The organism is Streptomyces sp. NPDC046716, from assembly GCF_040645755.1.
Taxonomy (GTDB): Bacteria; Actinomycetota; Actinomycetes; order Streptomycetales; family Streptomycetaceae; genus Streptomyces.
Genome location: NZ_JBEYYU010000071.1, coordinates 1 through 16,007 on the forward strand (window position 1 = coordinate 1; position 16,007 = coordinate 16,007).

Below are 16,007 nucleotides of genomic sequence, written 5' to 3' on the forward strand. Positions count from 1 at the left end.
GGAGTCCTTGCCGCCGGAGAAGAGGATCACCGGCTTCTCGAACTCGCCCGCCACCTCGCGGAAGATGTGCACCGCCTCGGACTCCAGAGCGTCCAAGTGGCTCAGCGCGTAAGGGCTGTCGGTCTCCTCGGAGACACTGGCTACGGTCGTCATGCGGCGAGACCCCTCTCGGTGAGCAGCGCGCGCACGGCGGCCGCGGACTCCTGCACGGTCTGGTCCTGCGACTCGATGCGCAGGTCGGGCGATTCGGGTGCCTCGTAGGGGTCGTCCACCCCGGTGAGGCCCTTCAGTTCACCGGCGGCCTGCTTGGCGTACAGGCCCTTCACGTCGCGTACGGAGCACACGTCGACCGGCGTGGCCACGTGCACCTCCAGATAGGCGGTGCCGCCCACCTGGTGGCGCTTGCGCACCGCCTCGCGGCTGTCCGCGTACGGGGCGATGACGGGGACGAGCGCCAACACGCCGTTACGGGCGAGGAGTTCGGCCAGGTAGCCGATGCGCTGCACATTCGTGTGGCGGTCCTCGCGGCTGAAGCCGAGGCCCGCCGAGAGGTATTCGCGGATCTCGTCGCCGTCCAGCACCTCGACCTGCCGGCCCTCGGCGCGCAGCGTGTCGGCCAGCTCGTACGCGATGGTGGTCTTGCCGGCGCTCGGCAGACCCGTGAGCCAGATCGTGGCTCCGGTCACTTGCTTCTCCAAAATCTGGGGGGCGTTCATGGGGGTCAGCCGTGGAGTCCGCACTCGGTCTTCGCGCGCCCGGCCCAGCGCCCGGCGCGCGCGTCCTCGCCCTCCAGGAGGCGGCGGGTGCACGGGGCGCAGCCCACGGACCCGTAGCCGTCCATCAGGAGCGGGTTGGTGAGCACTCCGTGCTCGGTGACGTAGGCGTCGACGTCGTCCTGCGTCCAGCGGGCGATCGGCGAGACCTTCACCTTCTGCCGCTTCTCGTCCCAGCCGACGACCGGCGTGTTCGCACGGGTGGGGGACTCGTCGCGGCGCAGCCCGGTGGCCCAGGCGGCGTACTGGGTCAGCCCCTCCTCGAGCGGCTTGACCTTGCGCATCGCGCAGCACAGGTCGGGATTGCGGTCGTGCAGCTTCGGGCCGAACTCGGCGTCCTGCTCGGCGACGGTCTGCCGGGGCGTGAGGGTGATGACGTTGACGTCCATCACGGCCTCGACGGCGTCCCGGGTGCCGATCGTCTCCTCGAAGTGGTAGCCGGTGTCGAGGAAGACGACGTCCACACCGGGCAGGGCCCGCGAGGCGAGGTGGGCGACGACCGCGTCCTCCATGGACGAGGTCACGCAGAACTTCTTCCCGAAGGTCTCCGTCGCCCACCGGAGGATCTCCAGGGCGGAGGCGTCCTCCAGGTCGCGCCCGGCCTGCTCGGCGAGCGCCTTCAACTCTTCAGTGTCCGAGGCGATCTGAGTCGCGGTCATATCTCTTCCCCTCCACCGTCGTTGCGCTGAAGTCCCCGGGTCAGGAGCCCGAGGAACTTCAACTGGAAGGCTCGATTGCACGCTCCGCATTCCCAGGCGCCGTGACCTTCGGGGTTCGGCCGAAGGTCCTCGTCGCCGCAGTAGGGGCAGTAGAAGGGCGCCGCACGCTCGCTCACGACAGGGCCTCCTCGGACGCGCGGCCCGCCCAGGCGGCGAAGCGCTCGCCGGTCTCGCGCTCCGCCTGGAAGCGCTTGAGGACCCGCTCGACGTAGTCGGGCAGCTCGGTCGCGGTCACCTTCAGGCCGCGCACCTTGCGGCCGAACCCGGCCTCCAGGCCGAGCGCGCCGCCGAGGTGCACCTGGTAGCCCTCGACCTGCTCGCCGTTCTTGTCGAGCATCAGCTGGCCCTTGAGACCGATGTCCGCGACCTGGATACGGGCGCAGGCGTTGGGGCAGCCGTTGAGGTTGATGGTGATCGGCTCGTCGAAGTCCGGGATGCGGCGCTCCAGTTCGTCGATGAGGGAGGCGCCGCGCGCCTTCGTCTCGACGATGGCCAGCTTGCAGAACTCGATGCCGGTGCAGGCCATCGTGCCGCGCCGGAACGGCGAGGCGTTGACCTTCAGGTCCAGCGCCTCCAGGCCGGCCACCAGGGAGTCGACCTGGTCCTCGGCCACGTCGAGCACGATCATCTTCTGCTCGGCGGTGGTGCGCAGCCGGCCGGAACCGTGGGCTCCCGCGACCTCGGCGATCTTCGTGAGGGTCGTGCCGTCCACCCGGCCCACGCGCGGCGCGAAGCCGACGTAGAAGCGTCCGTCCTTCTGGCGGTGCACACCGAGGTGATCGCGCCAGGTGCCCGCGGGTTGCTGCGGGGCGGGCCCGTCGACCAGCTTCCGCTTCAGGTACTCGTCCTCCAGGACCTGCCGGAACTTCTCGGTGCCCCAGTCGGCGAGCAGGAACTTCAGGCGGGCGCGGGTGCGCAGCCGCCGGTAGCCGTAGTCGCGGAAGATACCGATGACGCCGCCGTACACGTCCGGCACCTCGTCGAGCGGCACCCACGCGCCGAGCCGCTGGCCCAGCTTGGGGTTGGTGGAGAGGCCGCCGCCGACCCAGAGGTCGAAGCCGGGGCCGTGCTCGGGGTGCTCGACGCCGACGAACGCGATGTCGTTGATCTCGTGCGCCACGTCCAGCTGCGGGGAGCCGGAGACCGCGGTCTTGAACTTGCGCGGCAGGTTGGAGAAGTCCGGGTTGCCGATGAAGCGCCGCTGGATCTCGTCGATGGCGGGGGTGCCGTCGATGATCTCGTCCGCGGCGACCCCGGCGACCGGCGAGCCGAGGATGACGCGGGGCGTGTCACCGCAGGCCTCGGTCGTCGACAGGCCGACGGCCTCGAGCCGGTTCCAGATCTCGGGCACGTCCTCGATCCGGATCCAGTGGTACTGGATGTTCTGCCGGTCGGTGATGTCGGCGGTGCCGCGCGCGAACTCCTGCGAGATCTCGCCGATGACGCGCAGCTGCTCGGTGGTCAGCCGCCCGCCGTCGATCCGCACGCGCAGCATGAAGTACTCGTCGTCCAGCTCCTCCGGCTCCAGGATGGCGGTCTTGCCGCCGTCGATCCCGGGCCGGCGCTGGGTGTACAGACCCCACCAGCGCATGCGTCCGCGCAGGTCATTGGGGTCGATGGAGTCGAATCCGCGCTTGCTGTAAATCGTCTCAATGCGTGTCCGCACATTGAGACCGTCGTCGTCCTTCTTGAACTGCTCATTGCCGTTGAGCGGCGTGTGGTGGCCGACGGCCCACTGGCCCTCGCCGCGGTGACGGCTCACCTTGCGGCGGGGCGCGGCCGTGGTGGGCTTTTCAGGGGTGGCAGCCATGGATACGTCCTTCAAGGCAGGGCTGGGGGCGGCTCTGACCCGCACACTTCGCGCAAATGGCGCGGCGGTGCGCAGGGAGATAGGGGTGAAGCGGAATCGGCGGTGCTGGTTCTCTCAGCGCGCCGGACAGATGGCGCTGGACATGCGGCCGAAGTCGACGTGCCGTCGACTCACCAAGGCGATTCCAGCTGTAGACATGACGGAAGCGTGTCACGGGACTTTGGGCCCGGTCCACCATCGTCCGCCATGTGGACGTATGTGTCCCACATGGCGGACAGGTGTGGTTCTGGTCACGTCAAGGGTGGCTCCGGGCGCCCGGAGTGCCGTGAATAGGGCGGTCTGTGCCCCGCGTCAGGCTCCGGGCCACGGCCCCGGAGTGGCCACGGCCGGTTCCTCCGCGACCTCGGTCTCGAACAGCCGGAACCCGCGCCGCTGGTAGTTGGCCATGGCATGCTCCCCGTCCAGGCTGCACGTGTGCACCCACACCCGCTTCGTCGGCATCCGCCCGGGCCACCGCTCGGCCAGGTCCCAGGCCCGCGCGATCCCGTACGACAGCAGGTGACCGCCGATCCGGCGCCCCCGGAAGGCCGGGAGCAGCCCGAAGTAGGCGATCTCCACGGCACCGTCGTCCTGCACCTGAAGCTCCACGAACCCGGCGGGCGTGCCCTTCTCGTACGCGACCCAGGTCTCGCTCCCCGGCCGGCCGAGCTGCTCCTGCCACTGGGCGTACGTCCAGCCCAGCCGGTCGATCCAGTGGATGTCGCCGCCCACGGACGCGTACAGGAAGCGGCTGAACTCGGGGGAGGGCACCTCGGCGCGCACGATGCGCACGGCGTCGCCCGCGGGCGGCGTCGCGGGCCGCAGGTCGGAGGGGGAGGTCTGCTCCAGTGACCAGGTGGTGACGGTCACGGTGGCGGTGTCGCTGCTGCTCATGCGGCCATCGGATCACGACGGGCGACGTCCGGCCAAGGGCTGCCCGCGCGGCGCCCCGGGCGCTAACCTCGGCGCCCATGATCGTATGGCTGAACGGAACCCACGGCGCCGGCAAGACGACGACCAGCAGAATCGTGCAGCAACTCGTCCCCGACTCCCGGGTGTTCGACGCGGAGAAGGTCGGCGAGACCCTGATGGACATCACGCCGACGCTGTCCGCGACGGACAACTTCCAGCACTGGCCGCCCTGGCGCCCCCTCGTCGTCGAGACCGCCCGCCACGTGCTCGACTACACCGGCGGCGCGCTCGTGATGCCGATGACGGTCCTCGTCGAGGAGTACTGGCGCGAGATCAGCGCGGGCCTCGCCCGCCACCGCATCCCCGTGCACCACTTCGTCCTCCACGCCGACCAGGAGACGCTGCGCGGACGCATCGAGGGGGACACCGACATGGGCCCCTCCGCCTTCCGCCTCAAGTACCTCGAACCGTACGCGGAGGCCGCCCGCACCTGGCTGCACGAGGAGGCCGAGGTCGTCGACACCACCCACCTCACGCCCGAGCAGGCCGCCGAGCGGATCGCGCGGGACGTCGCGGCCGTCAGGGCGCCGGGGTCCGCGCGCTGACGACCGCCGGCGCCGTCGAGTGCGGCAGCAGGTCCAGCGGGTCCTCGGGCAGCACCGTCTCGACCTCCGCGTCCTCCTGGAAGCGGTACGGGCGATGGGCCAGCAGGCCGCCCAGATAGCGCCGGATCCGCGACATCTCCGCGCGCACCGTCACCGTCCGCGCCGGGTCGCCGAACAGGTCGTCGGCGAGGCCCGCCGCGGTGCGGCCGTCCGGCTGCCGCGCCAGCAGGAACAGCAGTTCGGCGTGGCGCGGGCTCAGTTCGTGGACCCAGGAGGCCGCGCTGCCCGTCACATGCAGCGACGGGCGGCGCGGACGGCTCAGGTCCAGAGTGATCCGGGTCGCGGTCAGCGGCTGCGGGGCGTCGTCCGCGAGCACCAGCAGCCAGCCGCCCGCCAGCGGCGTCACCTGACAGGCGCCGAGCGACGGTATCCAGCAGCGCCCCTCCGCCACGTGCCTGGGCAGCGCCACCCGCTCCGGCAGCGGCATCCCGGTCACCGCGGCGGGCCAGCCGTGCGCGTCGACGGCGAGCGCCCGGCCCGCCATCCGGGCGAGCAGCGGCGCCGCCACCGACCGCAGCCGCTCGAGACCCGCGACATGCCGCTCGCGCAGCCGGGCCTCGGCGAGCTGCGCCACCGAGGTCACCCAGGACAACGTTGCCGGATGCATCGTCTCCAGCGGCCCGCTCACATCCACGACCCCGAGCACCCGCCCGTCGCGCGGATCCTTGATCGGCGCCCCGGTGCACGTCCACCCGTGGTGCGACTCCACGAAGTGCTCGGCCGAGAACACCTGGACGGGGCGCCGGGTCACCAGCGGCGTGCCGACCCCGTTCGTACCGACGACGTCCTCCGCCCAGAGCGCGCCCACCTGGAAACCCAGCCGGTCGCCCTTGCGCAGCACCGCTGGATGCCCCTCGCGCCACAGGATCCGGCCGTCCGCGTCACTGATCACCACGATGTGCTGCGCGGCCTCGGCCACCGCGACCAGCGCCTCCCGCAGCACGGGCAGCACCGGCACCAGCGGTGACGACTGCCGCCGCTCCTCGATCTCGTCGAGACTCAGCAGCCCCCGGCGCACATCGCGGTCCGGATCGACGCCGTCGCGCAGCATCCGCCGCCAGGACTCGCCGATCACCGGCCGGGGCCGCACCCGGGGCCGCTGCCCGGAGAGCGTGGCGGCGCGGACGCCCTTGAGCAGGCGCGACGCGAGCGTCACGTCCATCGCCGACAAGCGCGCCAGATCGATCGTGGAGTCGTTGTTCATGCCGGGAACCTCGGTCTGCAAGCGGGCTGCTGACGGCCCACGGAGTCGTCACGCCCTCGTGCGTCCCCCCGGACCACGGCAAGCGTCGGACTTTAGAAGGAACGTTGCAACCCCCTGCAACCCTGGCGAACAGCCGTGCGGCGTTTGAAACTGGGATCAACGCCGCCCCGGCGGCGCTCAAGCTCCTGACGGGGCCTCTGAAGGCGGGGATGGTGCCGTGTCGGCGCGGCACCATCCCCGTAACTCTGTGCGAGCGCCGGTCAGAGCGGCCGGGCCCGCTGCACCAGCGCCCCCAGGTCGAGTGTGTGCGGCAGGGTGCCGAACGCCGCGCCGCCGTCCCCGCCCAGCCGCGTCGCGCAGAACAGGTCGGCGACCTCCGGGGGAGCGAACCGGACGAGGAGCGAGCCCTGGAGGACCAGCGCGATCCGCTCCGTCAGCCGGCGGGCCCGCGCCTCCATGCCGTCCAGGTCGCCGAGCTCGGTCAGCAGGCCCTTCACCGCGGCGTCGAGCCGGTGGTCCGCGCCGCGCGCCCGGCCGATCTCCACCAGGAACGCGTTGAACGCCGGCGGCTCCCGCCGCAGCACCCGCAGCACGTCCAGCGCCTGCACGTTCCCCGATCCCTCCCAGATCGAGTTCAGCGGCGACTCGCGCAGCAGCCGCGGCATCCCCGACTCCTCCACGTAGCCGTTGCCGCCCAGGCATTCCAGGGCCTCGGCCACCAGCGGGGTGCAGCGTTTGGTGACCCAGTACTTGGCGGCGGGCACCGCGATCCGCAGGAAGTCGCGCTCCGCCGGGTCCTCGGAGTCGTACGCCGCCGCGAGCCGCAGCGCCAGCGTCGTCGCCGCCTCCGACTCCAGCGCCAGATCGGCCAGGACGTTCTCCATCAGCGGCTTGTCGAGCAGCGGGCCGCCGAACGCCTCCCGGAACGCGCAGTGGTGCACCGCCTGGACGACCGCCTGCCGCATCAGGGCCGCCGAGCCCAGTACGCAGTCGAGCCGGGTCGCCGCGACCATGTCGATGATCGTGCGCACCCCGCGGCCCTCGTCGCCGACCCGGCGCGCCCACGTCCCGTCGAACTCGACCTCGGCCGAGGCGTTGGAGCGGTTGCCCAGCTTGTCCTTCAGCCGCTGGATCGCGAACACGTTCCGCCCGCCGTCCTCCAGGACGCGCGGCACCAGGAAGCACGTCAGCCCCTCGGCGGCCTGCGCGAGGACCAGGAAGCCGTCCGACATGGGCGCGCTGCAGAACCACTTGTGGCCGGTCAGCTCGTAACTGCCGTCGCCCCGGACGAGGGCCCGCGTGGTGTTCGCCCGTACGTCGCTGCCGCCCTGCTTCTCCGTCATCCCCATGCCGAGGAGCGCCCCCGCCTTGTGCGCGGCGGGGCGCATCCCGGCGTCGTACACGGTGGAGGTGAGCAGCGGCTCCCAGAGCGCGGCGAGGTCCGGCTGCGCGCGCAGCGCGGGCACCGCCGCGTGGGTCATCGACAGCGGGCACAGGTGCCCGGCCTCGACCTGGGACCAGACCAGGAACGCCGCGGCGCGCCGCAGATGGCCCCCGGGCCGGGTCCAGGCCGCGGTGAGCCCGGCCGAGACGCCCTTGCCCAGGAGGCGGTGCCAGGACGGGTGGAACTCCACCTCGTCGATGCGGTGGCCGTAGCGGTCGTGGGTGCGCAGGACGGGCGGATTCTCGTTCGCGAGCCGGCCCCACTCCTGGGCCTGCGCCGAACCCGCGGTACGGCCGAGCAGCGAGAGCTCCGCGCGCGCCTCGTCCAGGAGTTCGGGCGCGAGATGCCGGGCCACGCCCTCGGTGAGCGGCCGGTCGGTGGTGAAGACGTCGTGCCCCGTCAGGGGCGGGGGCTGGTTCCCCACGGTGTGCGTGCTGCCTGCCATGTCCTGGAACCTACCCGGGCGTACCCGGACGCTTCACCACCACACTCAGCCGATGTGCGCCATCGCCGGCTCCGCCTCCGGTTCCCTCGGGTGCCGACCGCTGTCGGCGGGCGGCCAGCCGTCGCGGTACACCGTGTCGAGATAGCGTTCGCCGAGGTCCGGGGCGATCGCCACCGCGGTCAGGCCGCGCCGTCCGTGCCGGGCCAGCCACTGGTCCGCCCCGCTGATCACCGTTCCGGTCGAGCCGCCGAACAGGAAGCCGTGGCCGGCGAGCCTGCGGCACACCCGCACCGCCTCGCTCTCGTCGACGTGGACGACGTCGTCGATGTACGAGGTGTCGAGCAGCGGCGGCCGTACGCCCGCCCCGAGCCCGGGAATGAGCCGGGGAGCGGCCTGGCCGCCGAAGGTGACCGAGCCGACGCTGTCGACGGCGACGATGCGGACCCGGCGCCGCCACTGCCAGAACCAGCGGGCGCAGCCCATCAGCGTCCCCGTCGTGCCCGCCCCGACGAACAGGACGTCCAGATGCGGGAACCGGTGGGCGATGGCGGGGGCCGTGGTGCGGAAGTGCGCCCGCCAGTTGCCGTCGTTGCTGTGCTGGTCGAGCCAGACGTAGCGGTCGTCGGCCGCGCACAGGGCCCGTACGTACGCCTTCCGGGCGCCCAGCAGGCCGCCGTGCGCGGTCGGTTCGCGGACGACGTGGACCTGGGCGCCGAGCGCCCGCATGAGCCGGATCGTGGGCTGGTTGCAGCGCACGTCCGTCACACACAGGAACCGGTATCCGCGGTGCGCCGCGATGACGCTGAGCGCCACGCCCAGGTTCCCGGACGAGGACTCGATCAGGATCGAGCCGGGCCGCAGCAGCCCCTCGCGCTCGGCGGCGTTCACCATCTCGGTGGCCGCCTTCATCTTGATGGATCCTGCGAAGTTGAACCCTTCGCACTTCAGGAAGAGCGGCAGACCGATCGTCGACCGAAGGTCGACGTAGAGCCCCTCCTCGTTGAACTGTGCGGGATCGTCAATGACAGGCATGATGTCCCCCCGCCCCCCTCTCCTCGAATCCCCCGTTGCGCATGTCCCCCTGCCTTTCCTGTCGTGCTGTGCTGCTGCCGTGCGGTCAGCCGTGGCGGCGCAGCTCGTGGAAGAAACCGTCCACGACGTGCAGCCCTCCCCTTCGGGCCACTTCGTCGTGGACGAACCGGCCGACGGCGAGATCGAGCACCCCGAGACCGAACGGTGAGAACACCACGGTCCGGTCGTCGGGCACCCGGGACCGTCCGGCGAGCACGTCGGCGAGTGTGCCGTCGATGAACTCCCTTCCTCCGGTGAGTTGTTCGGCCAGGTGTGGCGAGGTGTCCGCCTTGAGGCAGTGCTCGACGTCGTCGACGTAGTTGGCGGACGCCAGCAGGATCTCCGGCGCGAGATCGCGCAGCGATACGTGCAGGACCAGCGGACGGTGGGCGAACCAGGCCGGGTCGTGCAGGTGCGGCCGGGCGGCGACCGTCGCGCAGACGATCAGATCGCTGCCGCGGACGAGGGACTCGGCCGTGTCGTGCACCGTGACCGTCCCCTTCGCGGCGGTCCGTTCGAGGTAGTCGCGGAACCCGGCCGCGCTGTCCGGCGCCACGTCGTACACCCCCGTCTCCTCGAACTCCCAGCCGGTGGCGACGAGATGGGCGTGGATGTAGCGGGCGATGAGACCCGTCCCGATGAACCCGGCCCGCGTCGGGCGGGCCCGGTCGCGGCTGAGCCGGTCGGCCGCGAGGGCCGCGGAGGCTGCGGTCCGGGTGGCGCTGATCACCGAACTCTCCAGGCAGGCGTACGGGTAGCCGGTGTCCGGGTCGTTGAGGATCAGTACCGCGGAGGCCCTGGGAAGTCCCGCCGCGGTGTTCTCCGGAAAGCTGGAGATCCACTTCAGGCCGTCCACGCGCAGCGGTCCGCCGAGCGAGGCGGGCAGCGCGATGATGCGGTCCTTCGGCCGGTCGGGAAAGCGCAGGAAGTAGGACGGCGGGTTCACGGTGCCGCCCGTGTCGTGCAGCAGATACACCGCCTCGATCAGCTTCCCGAGCTCCGGTTCCCGCCCTGCCAGGGTCTGTTGGACCTGTTCGCCGGTGACCACGGCGAAGCTGGGTGTCATGCGCTCACCCCGGCCGTCGGCGTGCAGTCGGCGAGCCGGACCGGATCGGCGAGCGCGGCGAGCATCTCGCGGGGCCCCTCGAAGGGCTCGCGGCTGTGCGCGGTGCGGATGTTGTCGACGAGCAGCAGATCGCCGGCCTGCCAGCCGACGCGGACGGTGTGCGCCTCGTACACCTCGTTCAGGACGCGCACGACGTCCTCGTCGACCGGATCGCCGTTCCCGTACCGGGTGTTGAAGGGCAGGCCGTCCGGCCCGTACTCCTCCACGAGGTAGTCGCGGACCTCCGGGTCCATCGTCCACTCGCTGAGGAACGCGATCTGGTTGAACCAGACGCGGCGGCCGTCCACCGGGTGGCGCAGCACCGCGGCGCGGTGCTGCCGGGTGCGCAGCGAACCGTCGCTCTGCCACGCGAAGTCGATGGCGTGCGTGCGGCAGTACGCGGCGACGGCGTCCCGGTCGTCGGTGCCGAAGGCCTCGGCCACCGACGCCCCGATCTCGTCGTGGTACGACCGGGTGAGCAGCCAGCCCTCCTGCTCGAACCGCTTGGTCAGGTCGGCGGGGAGCGCGTCCAGGACGGCGCCCGCGTCGGCGAGACCGGTGGCGCCGCCGCTCGCCGGCGCCTCCAGACAGGCGAAGAGCATCAGACCCGGGAAGTCGAGGGCGTAACTCACCTCGTGGTGCATGCACATCAGCTGGTTCGGGGGCCACTTGGTGGCCGAGTACAGGCCCTCTCCGTAGGTGCGCCGCGGTGCGAAGGGCTCCGGGTCGGGCATGAGCGTACGGGCGCAGCGGCGGAAGACGGCCGCCACCGCGTCCGGACCGGACAGGCCGAGGCCGCGGACGAGCAGGTGCCCGTGTTCGGCGACGGCCGTCCGCAGGGTGTCGCGGTTCCGGGACGCCCAGTCGGCGGGATCGCCGTCGAACTCGGCTCGCAGCAGGGGCGGTTGTCCCGGTGAGAGATGGATGTGCGGGGTCGAGCTGGAGAGCGGCATGCGGGTGCTGCTCCTTTCGGGTGCCTCGGTTCAGATGCGTCGGTCGAGCAGGGCGGCGAGGTCGGCGAGGACCGGCTGCCGTGTGACGTCCTTGAGGGTGACCACCCGGTCCAGGGTGATCGCGAGTTTCACGGCGGCCAGCGAGGTGCCGCCGAGGTCGAAGAAGTGGTCGTGGCGGCCGATGCCCTCGACCGGCACCCCGAGCACCTCGGCCCAGGCGGCGGCGGTCCGGCGCTCGGCGTCCGTGCGGGGCGGCTCGCCCGTCCTGCCGTCCAGCTCCTCGGCGAGCGCGGTGAGCGCACGGCGGTCGATCTTGCCGTTCGCGGTCAGCGGCAGCCGCTCCCGCCAGTGCACCGCGTACGGCACCATGTAGGACGGCAGCGAGACGGCCAGCCGGGCGCGCACGTCGTCCTGCCGGGTGCCCGCGCAGAACGCGGCCAGTTGCGTGCCGCGCACCACGACCACCGCGCCGTCGCGGACGCCGGCCACCCGCAGCAGCGCGTTCTCGATCTCGCCGAGTTCGACGCGGAAGCCGCGGATCTTCACCTGGTTGTCGCGCCGCCCCAGGAACTCCAGCTTCCCGTCGGGCCGCCAGCGCCCGTGGTCGCCGCTGCGGTACAGGCGCTCGCCCGGCCGGTGGGGGTCCTCGGTGAACGCCGCCTCGGTGCGCTCCGGATCGTTGACGTACCCGCGCCCGACGCACACCCCGGAGAACACGATCTCGCCGGGCGCGCCGAGCGGCACGGGCAGCAGATCCTCGTCGACGACGTAGATCCGCACGTTCGCGACGGGCGGCCCGAGCGGCACCCGGTCCCCGTCCGGGGCCCGGTACAGCACCTCGTGGTTGGTGTCGTCCGAGGTCTCCGTCAGGCCGTACGCGTTGACGAGCCGTACGCCGGGCCGGGCGGTGAACCAGCGCCGGACGAGTTCCGCCTTGACGGCCTCGCCGGTCACCGACACGCAGCGCAGCTCGGGCAGTTCGCGCGGCCGCTGCCCCAACTCGGCGAGCACGGCCTCCAGATAGGACGGCACGACCTGCACCACGTTCACCCGTGCCTGCTCGAGCGTCCCGACGAACCGCGACACGTCGAGGATCGTCTCCTGCCCGACGACGCACGTGCGGCCGCCCGCGAGGAGGGCCGCGACCAGCTGCCACAGCGAGATGTCGAAGCACTGCGGCGCGGTCTGGGCGACCACGTCGCCGGCGCCGATGCCCAGGTCGGCGATCTTGGCGAGTACGTGGTTGAGGAACCCGGCGTGCTCGCACATCGCGCCCTTGGGCTCGCCGGTGGAGCCGGACGTGAAGTAGATGTACGCGAGCTGGGACGCGGCGACCGGAACGCCGAGATCGGCGTCGTCGTGGCCCTCGGCGAGGGCCTGCGCCACGGACAGGGTGCCGGCCGGGTTGCCGGTGCCCGCCGGGTCCCCGGTCTCCGCGACGATCAGCGAGCAGTCCGCCCGGCCGAGCATCCCCGCGATCCGCTCCTCGGGGAAGTGCGGCTCGACCGGCAGATACACCCCGCCCGCCTTGAGCACGCCGAGCACCGCGGCCATCCACTCCAGGCCCCGGTCGAGGACCACGGCGACGACGCCCTCGGGCCGCAGCCCGCGCGCCAGGAGGGCCCGGCCGACCTGATTGGCGCGGGAGTTCAGCTCCGCGTACGTCCACTGCCGCTCCCCGTGCAGGGCGGCGACGTCGTCGGGCCGCGCGGCCGCCTGTTCCTCGAACAGCTCGTGCACCCGCCGGTCGGGCAGCGTGCGCGTCGGGCCCGCCAACTCGTGCAGCTGGTGGCGGAGTTCGGCCTCGGAGAGCAGGCTCCGGCGGCGCGGGGCGGTCAGCGCGGTGACGTGATAGCCGGCGATCCGCTCGGCCGCGGCCCGGTCGTACCGCTCGGGCAGATGGCGTAACAGCAGGGTGTGCCGCGGGGTGACGCTCACCCGCAGCGCGCGGTCGTCGCGGTCGGCGGACAGCGCAGCGAGCACCCGCTCGTGCGCGGCCTCCACCGCGTCCCGGGGCACCGAAAGGCCCTCGGGAAGCGGCACTTCGACCTGTTCGAAGATCTCTGTGGTCATGGTGTTACCTCCCCACCGCCGGGTTGCCGCCCCAGTGCGCCCCCGGTGGCATCTGCTCGCCCTTCATCAGGAAGGAGTCGGGGGCGAGCACCGCCGCGTCTCCCATCTCCACGCCGTAGTGCACGAGTGCGCCCGTGCCGAGCGTGCAGCCGGCGCCGATCACGATGTGGTCGGACTTGAAGGTGCCGTCCTCCTGCGAGTGCGCCTGCACCTTGGAGTGCGTGCCGAGCGTGCAGTCGTCGCCGATCGTCACCAGGGTGCGCTCGGTGATGTACGCGCCGTCGTCGAAGACCCGGCGCCCGATCCGCACGCCGAGGGCCCGCCACACCAGGGCCTTGAACGGCGTGCCGTTGAAGATGGCCAGATGGTTGTCGGGCGTCTTCCACAGCCGCTCGTGCCACCAGAAGTACGGGTCGTAGATCGAGCACAGCTGGGGCTGCAGCGGCCGGAACCGGCAGATCACCCGCTCGATGAACACGTAGTAGGAGGTGCTGAACACGAGCCCGAGCAGCATGGCCGCGCCGACGAAGAGGGCGGCGGCCCCGCCGTGGGTGTCGTAGAGGTCGAAGGCGACGAGCGCGATCAGCGAGATCGCGAGCCAGTGCAGCCAGCGCAGCGCCAGGAACAGGCCCATCGTGGCCAGGTTGGAGCGGTTCTTCGCGGCGAGCCGGCGCCGCAGCTCCTCGCCCTCGCGCAGGTGGTCGAAGCGGCTGTCGCGCTCCACCGAGCGCGGGATCTCGAAGGCCGGCGAGCCGAGCAGCCCCACGCCCTCGCGCACCGGGCCGTCCAGAGGCACCAGCACCTTGGTCGCCAGCAGACAGTTGGCGCCGGTGCGGGCACCCGACGGGTAGACGATGTGGTTGCCCAGGAAGTTGTGGTCCCCGATCGTGGTGCGCGAGACCCGGAACGAGGTGGCCGAGAAGTCGGCATTGATCACCGAGAGTCCGTCGGCGACCATCGTGCCGCTGCCGACCGTGGCCAGGTACGGCGTCTCGTGCTGCACCTCCGTACCGAAGTTGGAGCCGGTCTGCTCGACCTTCGACAGGTCGTAGCCGATGGCCTTGAGGTAGCCGGTGATGTACGAGCTGTCGCCGCACAGCCACTTGAAGAACTTGACGTTGGTCATCCGGGCGATGGCGCGCTGCACCGAGTAGTGGAAGCCGTACAGCGGATAGACGCGGTCCTCGCGCAGCAGCGGCCCCAGCGCGCGCGGCACGAGGGCCACCCCGGCGAACCCGCACAGCAGGAACGCGGCGAACCCGACGACCGACAGGCCCAGCGCCTCGGCGTAGAACGCCGGCGAGGTCAGGTCCTCCGTCTCCGGTGCCAGCAGCGAGCCCAGCGCGGGCACCTCGGTCAGCAGCAGATACGTGCCGCCCAGCGCGAGCGGCGTCCACAGCAGCAGCGCCGGAACCAGGGCGCCGAGCGCGTAGCCGATCCGGCGGCCGGCCGACGTGGGGGCCGGCGGTACGCGGACGTAGTCGACGTCCGTGCGCCGCGCGGGGGAGCCGTGCCAGCGCTCGCCCGCCGGGACCGCGGCCCCGTCGTACAGGGCGGAGGCATGGCCGAGCTGGCTGCCGTCACCCATCGACGTACCGATGTCGAGCACGGTCTTCTCGCCGACGTACACGTCCCGGCCGATCGTGACCGGGCCGGTGCGGATCATGCCGGCCTGCGCGCGGTAGCCGAGGAACGTGGCCTCCTTGCGGAGCACCGTGCCCGCGCCGATCGTCACCAGGTCCGTACAGACCGGGACGGCACGCGACAGGATCGTCACGCCCGGCCCGATCCGCGCGCCGAGCAGCCGCAGATAGAGGACGTACAGCGGATTGCCGACGAACAGCATCAGCGGGTTGGTGTGCAGCAGCACCCTGACCGTCCACAGCCGTACGTACGCGAGGCTCCACACCGGGAACTCGGTCTCGCGCCAGCGGCCGACGAGCAGCCACTTCGCCACGATGGGCAGCACACAGGCGGCGGCGAACAGCGTCGCGCCGAACACCAGGGCGCGCAGGTACACGTCGACGACGCCGGAGGCCCCGGCGATCCACGCGTAACCGTGCGCGGTCACGAACCCGGCGAGCGCGCAGTACCCGGCGAAGACCAGGAACTGCAGCACGCCGCAGAGCACATGGCGCCGGTTGTTCCCCGGCGGCGGTGGAGGTTGCGGTGCCACCGCGCGGTCCGGCGCGACGGCGGGCGCCGCGTCGAGCGCGGCCGCCAGACTGCGGATCGTGGGGTGCCCGTAGACGTCCCGCATCGACACCGACGGCAGATCGGCGCGCTTGCGGACCCGGGCGCAAAAGTGCGCCATCACCAGAGAATTGGCACACAGATCGTCAAAGAAATGACTATCGGGCGGCACATGATCCTGCCGCACGACACCAGCCAGAACTTCGGCGAGAACGCGTTCGGTGCCGTTCGCCACTTGTGCTCCTCGTGGTTAATCCTGTTGTTTCTGAAAAGCAGGAGCAAACGGTGAATCGCGCGCTCGGCCGGTCGCGCCTCTGCAACGGGCATGGCCCGAAACCCCCGATGTCCCCCAGGTACGCTGCGCTCGCACGGCCCCCCGCCGGGCGCAACGAATACAATCCGGATTCTTTCTAGAATTTCATGAACGGTGCAACCCGGATTCGACGTTTGGCGCTTTCCTGTTCCCCGGTTCTGACGCGGTCATGTCGTTCGTGCCTCGATATGACGTGCCCCGCCGGGGAACTCATCCGAAAAGACGGCAACGGTCCGCCGTGCGGTTCCCGGAACGCGCCACCACCATTCGGCCAGTACCGCTCCGTCG

The 16,007-nt window shown here is 71.5% G+C and carries 13 protein-coding genes and 1 pseudogene; 1 reads left to right on the forward strand and 13 read right to left on the reverse strand.

Annotation, left to right across the window (positions count from 1 at the left end; all coding sequences use genetic code 11):
- From ABZ930_RS35310 to ABZ930_RS35335, 6 genes and pseudogenes are all read right to left on the reverse strand, one after another.
- Positions 1-153 (reverse strand): annotated as a pseudogene (locus ABZ930_RS35310) (sulfate adenylyltransferase small subunit); the annotation flags it as partial.
- Positions 150-716, reverse strand: coding sequence for an adenylyl-sulfate kinase (gene cysC / locus ABZ930_RS35315; RefSeq protein ID WP_361557469.1), 567 nt, complete (start codon positions 714-716; stop codon positions 150-152). The gene cysC and the pseudogene ABZ930_RS35310, both read right to left, overlap by 4 nt.
- Before the next feature lie 5 nt (positions 717-721).
- Complete coding sequence (locus ABZ930_RS35320; protein WP_361557472.1) at positions 722-1,432, reverse strand: phosphoadenylyl-sulfate reductase; 711 nt, start codon at positions 1,430-1,432, stop codon at positions 722-724.
- Positions 1,429-1,608 (reverse strand): hypothetical protein, encoded by a 180-nt coding sequence (locus tag ABZ930_RS35325; protein WP_361557475.1) that lies wholly within the window; start codon positions 1,606-1,608, stop codon positions 1,429-1,431. Before ABZ930_RS35325 ends, ABZ930_RS35320 begins: the two co-directional genes overlap by 4 nt.
- Entirely contained in the window at positions 1,605-3,302 is a 1,698-nt protein-coding gene (locus ABZ930_RS35330) for a nitrite/sulfite reductase (protein ID WP_361557478.1), read from the reverse strand. The genes ABZ930_RS35325 and ABZ930_RS35330 overlap by 4 nt, the downstream gene beginning before the upstream one ends.
- Positions 3,303-3,653: 351 nt before the next feature.
- Positions 3,654-4,235 carry a GNAT family N-acetyltransferase gene (locus ABZ930_RS35335; RefSeq protein ID WP_361557481.1) on the reverse strand — a complete coding sequence of 194 codons (582 nt, stop codon included), beginning with the start codon at positions 4,233-4,235 and terminating at the stop codon, positions 3,654-3,656.
- 77 nt (positions 4,236-4,312) lie between these two features.
- Between ABZ930_RS35335 and ABZ930_RS35340 the strand changes: the two genes are divergently transcribed.
- Positions 4,313-4,858 (forward strand): ATP-binding protein, encoded by a 546-nt coding sequence (locus tag ABZ930_RS35340; RefSeq protein ID WP_361557483.1) that lies wholly within the window; start codon positions 4,313-4,315, stop codon positions 4,856-4,858.
- On the opposite strand, the gene ABZ930_RS35345 is transcribed toward ABZ930_RS35340, so the two are convergent.
- The 7 genes from ABZ930_RS35345 to ABZ930_RS35375 form a co-directional block, all read right to left on the reverse strand.
- Positions 4,833-6,122, reverse strand: a complete 1,290-nt coding sequence (locus tag ABZ930_RS35345) for a GAF domain-containing protein (protein ID WP_361557486.1) — start codon at positions 6,120-6,122, stop codon at positions 4,833-4,835. The two genes, ABZ930_RS35340 and ABZ930_RS35345, sit on opposite strands and share 26 nt — an antisense overlap.
- A 260-nt stretch (positions 6,123-6,382) precedes the next feature.
- A complete protein-coding gene (locus ABZ930_RS35350; RefSeq protein WP_361557489.1) occupies positions 6,383-8,011 on the reverse strand; it encodes an acyl-CoA dehydrogenase family protein in 1,629 nt (542 codons plus the stop codon).
- Between the two features lie 45 nt (positions 8,012-8,056).
- Positions 8,057-9,043: a 2,3-diaminopropionate biosynthesis protein SbnA gene (gene sbnA / locus ABZ930_RS35355; protein ID WP_361557492.1), complete on the reverse strand. Its 987-nt coding sequence runs from the start codon at positions 9,041-9,043 to the stop codon at positions 8,057-8,059.
- 85 nt (positions 9,044-9,128) lie between these two features.
- On the reverse strand, positions 9,129-10,148 hold the full coding sequence (gene sbnB, locus ABZ930_RS35360) for a 2,3-diaminopropionate biosynthesis protein SbnB (RefSeq protein WP_361557495.1): 1,020 nt from the start codon (positions 10,146-10,148) through the stop codon (positions 9,129-9,131).
- Positions 10,145-11,140 (reverse strand): TauD/TfdA family dioxygenase, encoded by a 996-nt coding sequence (locus ABZ930_RS35365; RefSeq protein ID WP_361557498.1) that lies wholly within the window; start codon positions 11,138-11,140, stop codon positions 10,145-10,147. The genes sbnB and ABZ930_RS35365 overlap by 4 nt, the downstream gene beginning before the upstream one ends.
- A 30-nt stretch (positions 11,141-11,170) precedes the next feature.
- Complete coding sequence (locus ABZ930_RS35370) at positions 11,171-13,213, reverse strand: non-ribosomal peptide synthetase (protein WP_361557501.1); 2,043 nt, start codon at positions 13,211-13,213, stop codon at positions 11,171-11,173.
- A 4-nt stretch (positions 13,214-13,217) separates the two neighbouring features.
- Positions 13,218-15,641, reverse strand: coding sequence for a Pls/PosA family non-ribosomal peptide synthetase (locus ABZ930_RS35375; protein WP_361557503.1), 2,424 nt, complete (start codon positions 15,639-15,641; stop codon positions 13,218-13,220).
- Between the last annotated feature and the right edge of the window lie 366 nt (positions 15,642-16,007).

Coding starts and splice junctions, on each gene's coding strand:
- cysC (WP_361557469.1), bottom strand. CDS start 716: ATGAACGCCCCCCAGATTTTGGAGAAGCAAGTGACCGGAGCCACGATC.
- ABZ930_RS35320 (WP_361557472.1), bottom strand. CDS start 1,432: ATGACCGCGACTCAGATCGCCTCGGACACTGAAGAGTTGAAGGCGCTC.
- ABZ930_RS35330 (WP_361557478.1), bottom strand. CDS start 3,302: ATGGCTGCCACCCCTGAAAAGCCCACCACGGCCGCGCCCCGCCGCAAG.
- ABZ930_RS35335 (WP_361557481.1), bottom strand. CDS start 4,235: ATGAGCAGCAGCGACACCGCCACCGTGACCGTCACCACCTGGTCACTG.
- ABZ930_RS35340 (WP_361557483.1), top strand. CDS start 4,313: ATGATCGTATGGCTGAACGGAACCCACGGCGCCGGCAAGACGACGACC.
- ABZ930_RS35345 (WP_361557486.1), bottom strand. CDS start 6,122: ATGAACAACGACTCCACGATCGATCTGGCGCGCTTGTCGGCGATGGAC.
- ABZ930_RS35350 (WP_361557489.1), bottom strand. CDS start 8,011: ATGGCAGGCAGCACGCACACCGTGGGGAACCAGCCCCCGCCCCTGACG.
- sbnA (WP_361557492.1), bottom strand. CDS start 9,043: ATGCCTGTCATTGACGATCCCGCACAGTTCAACGAGGAGGGGCTCTAC.
- sbnB (WP_361557495.1), bottom strand. CDS start 10,148: ATGACACCCAGCTTCGCCGTGGTCACCGGCGAACAGGTCCAACAGACC.
- ABZ930_RS35365 (WP_361557498.1), bottom strand. CDS start 11,140: ATGCCGCTCTCCAGCTCGACCCCGCACATCCATCTCTCACCGGGACAA.
- ABZ930_RS35370 (WP_361557501.1), bottom strand. CDS start 13,213: ATGACCACAGAGATCTTCGAACAGGTCGAAGTGCCGCTTCCCGAGGGC.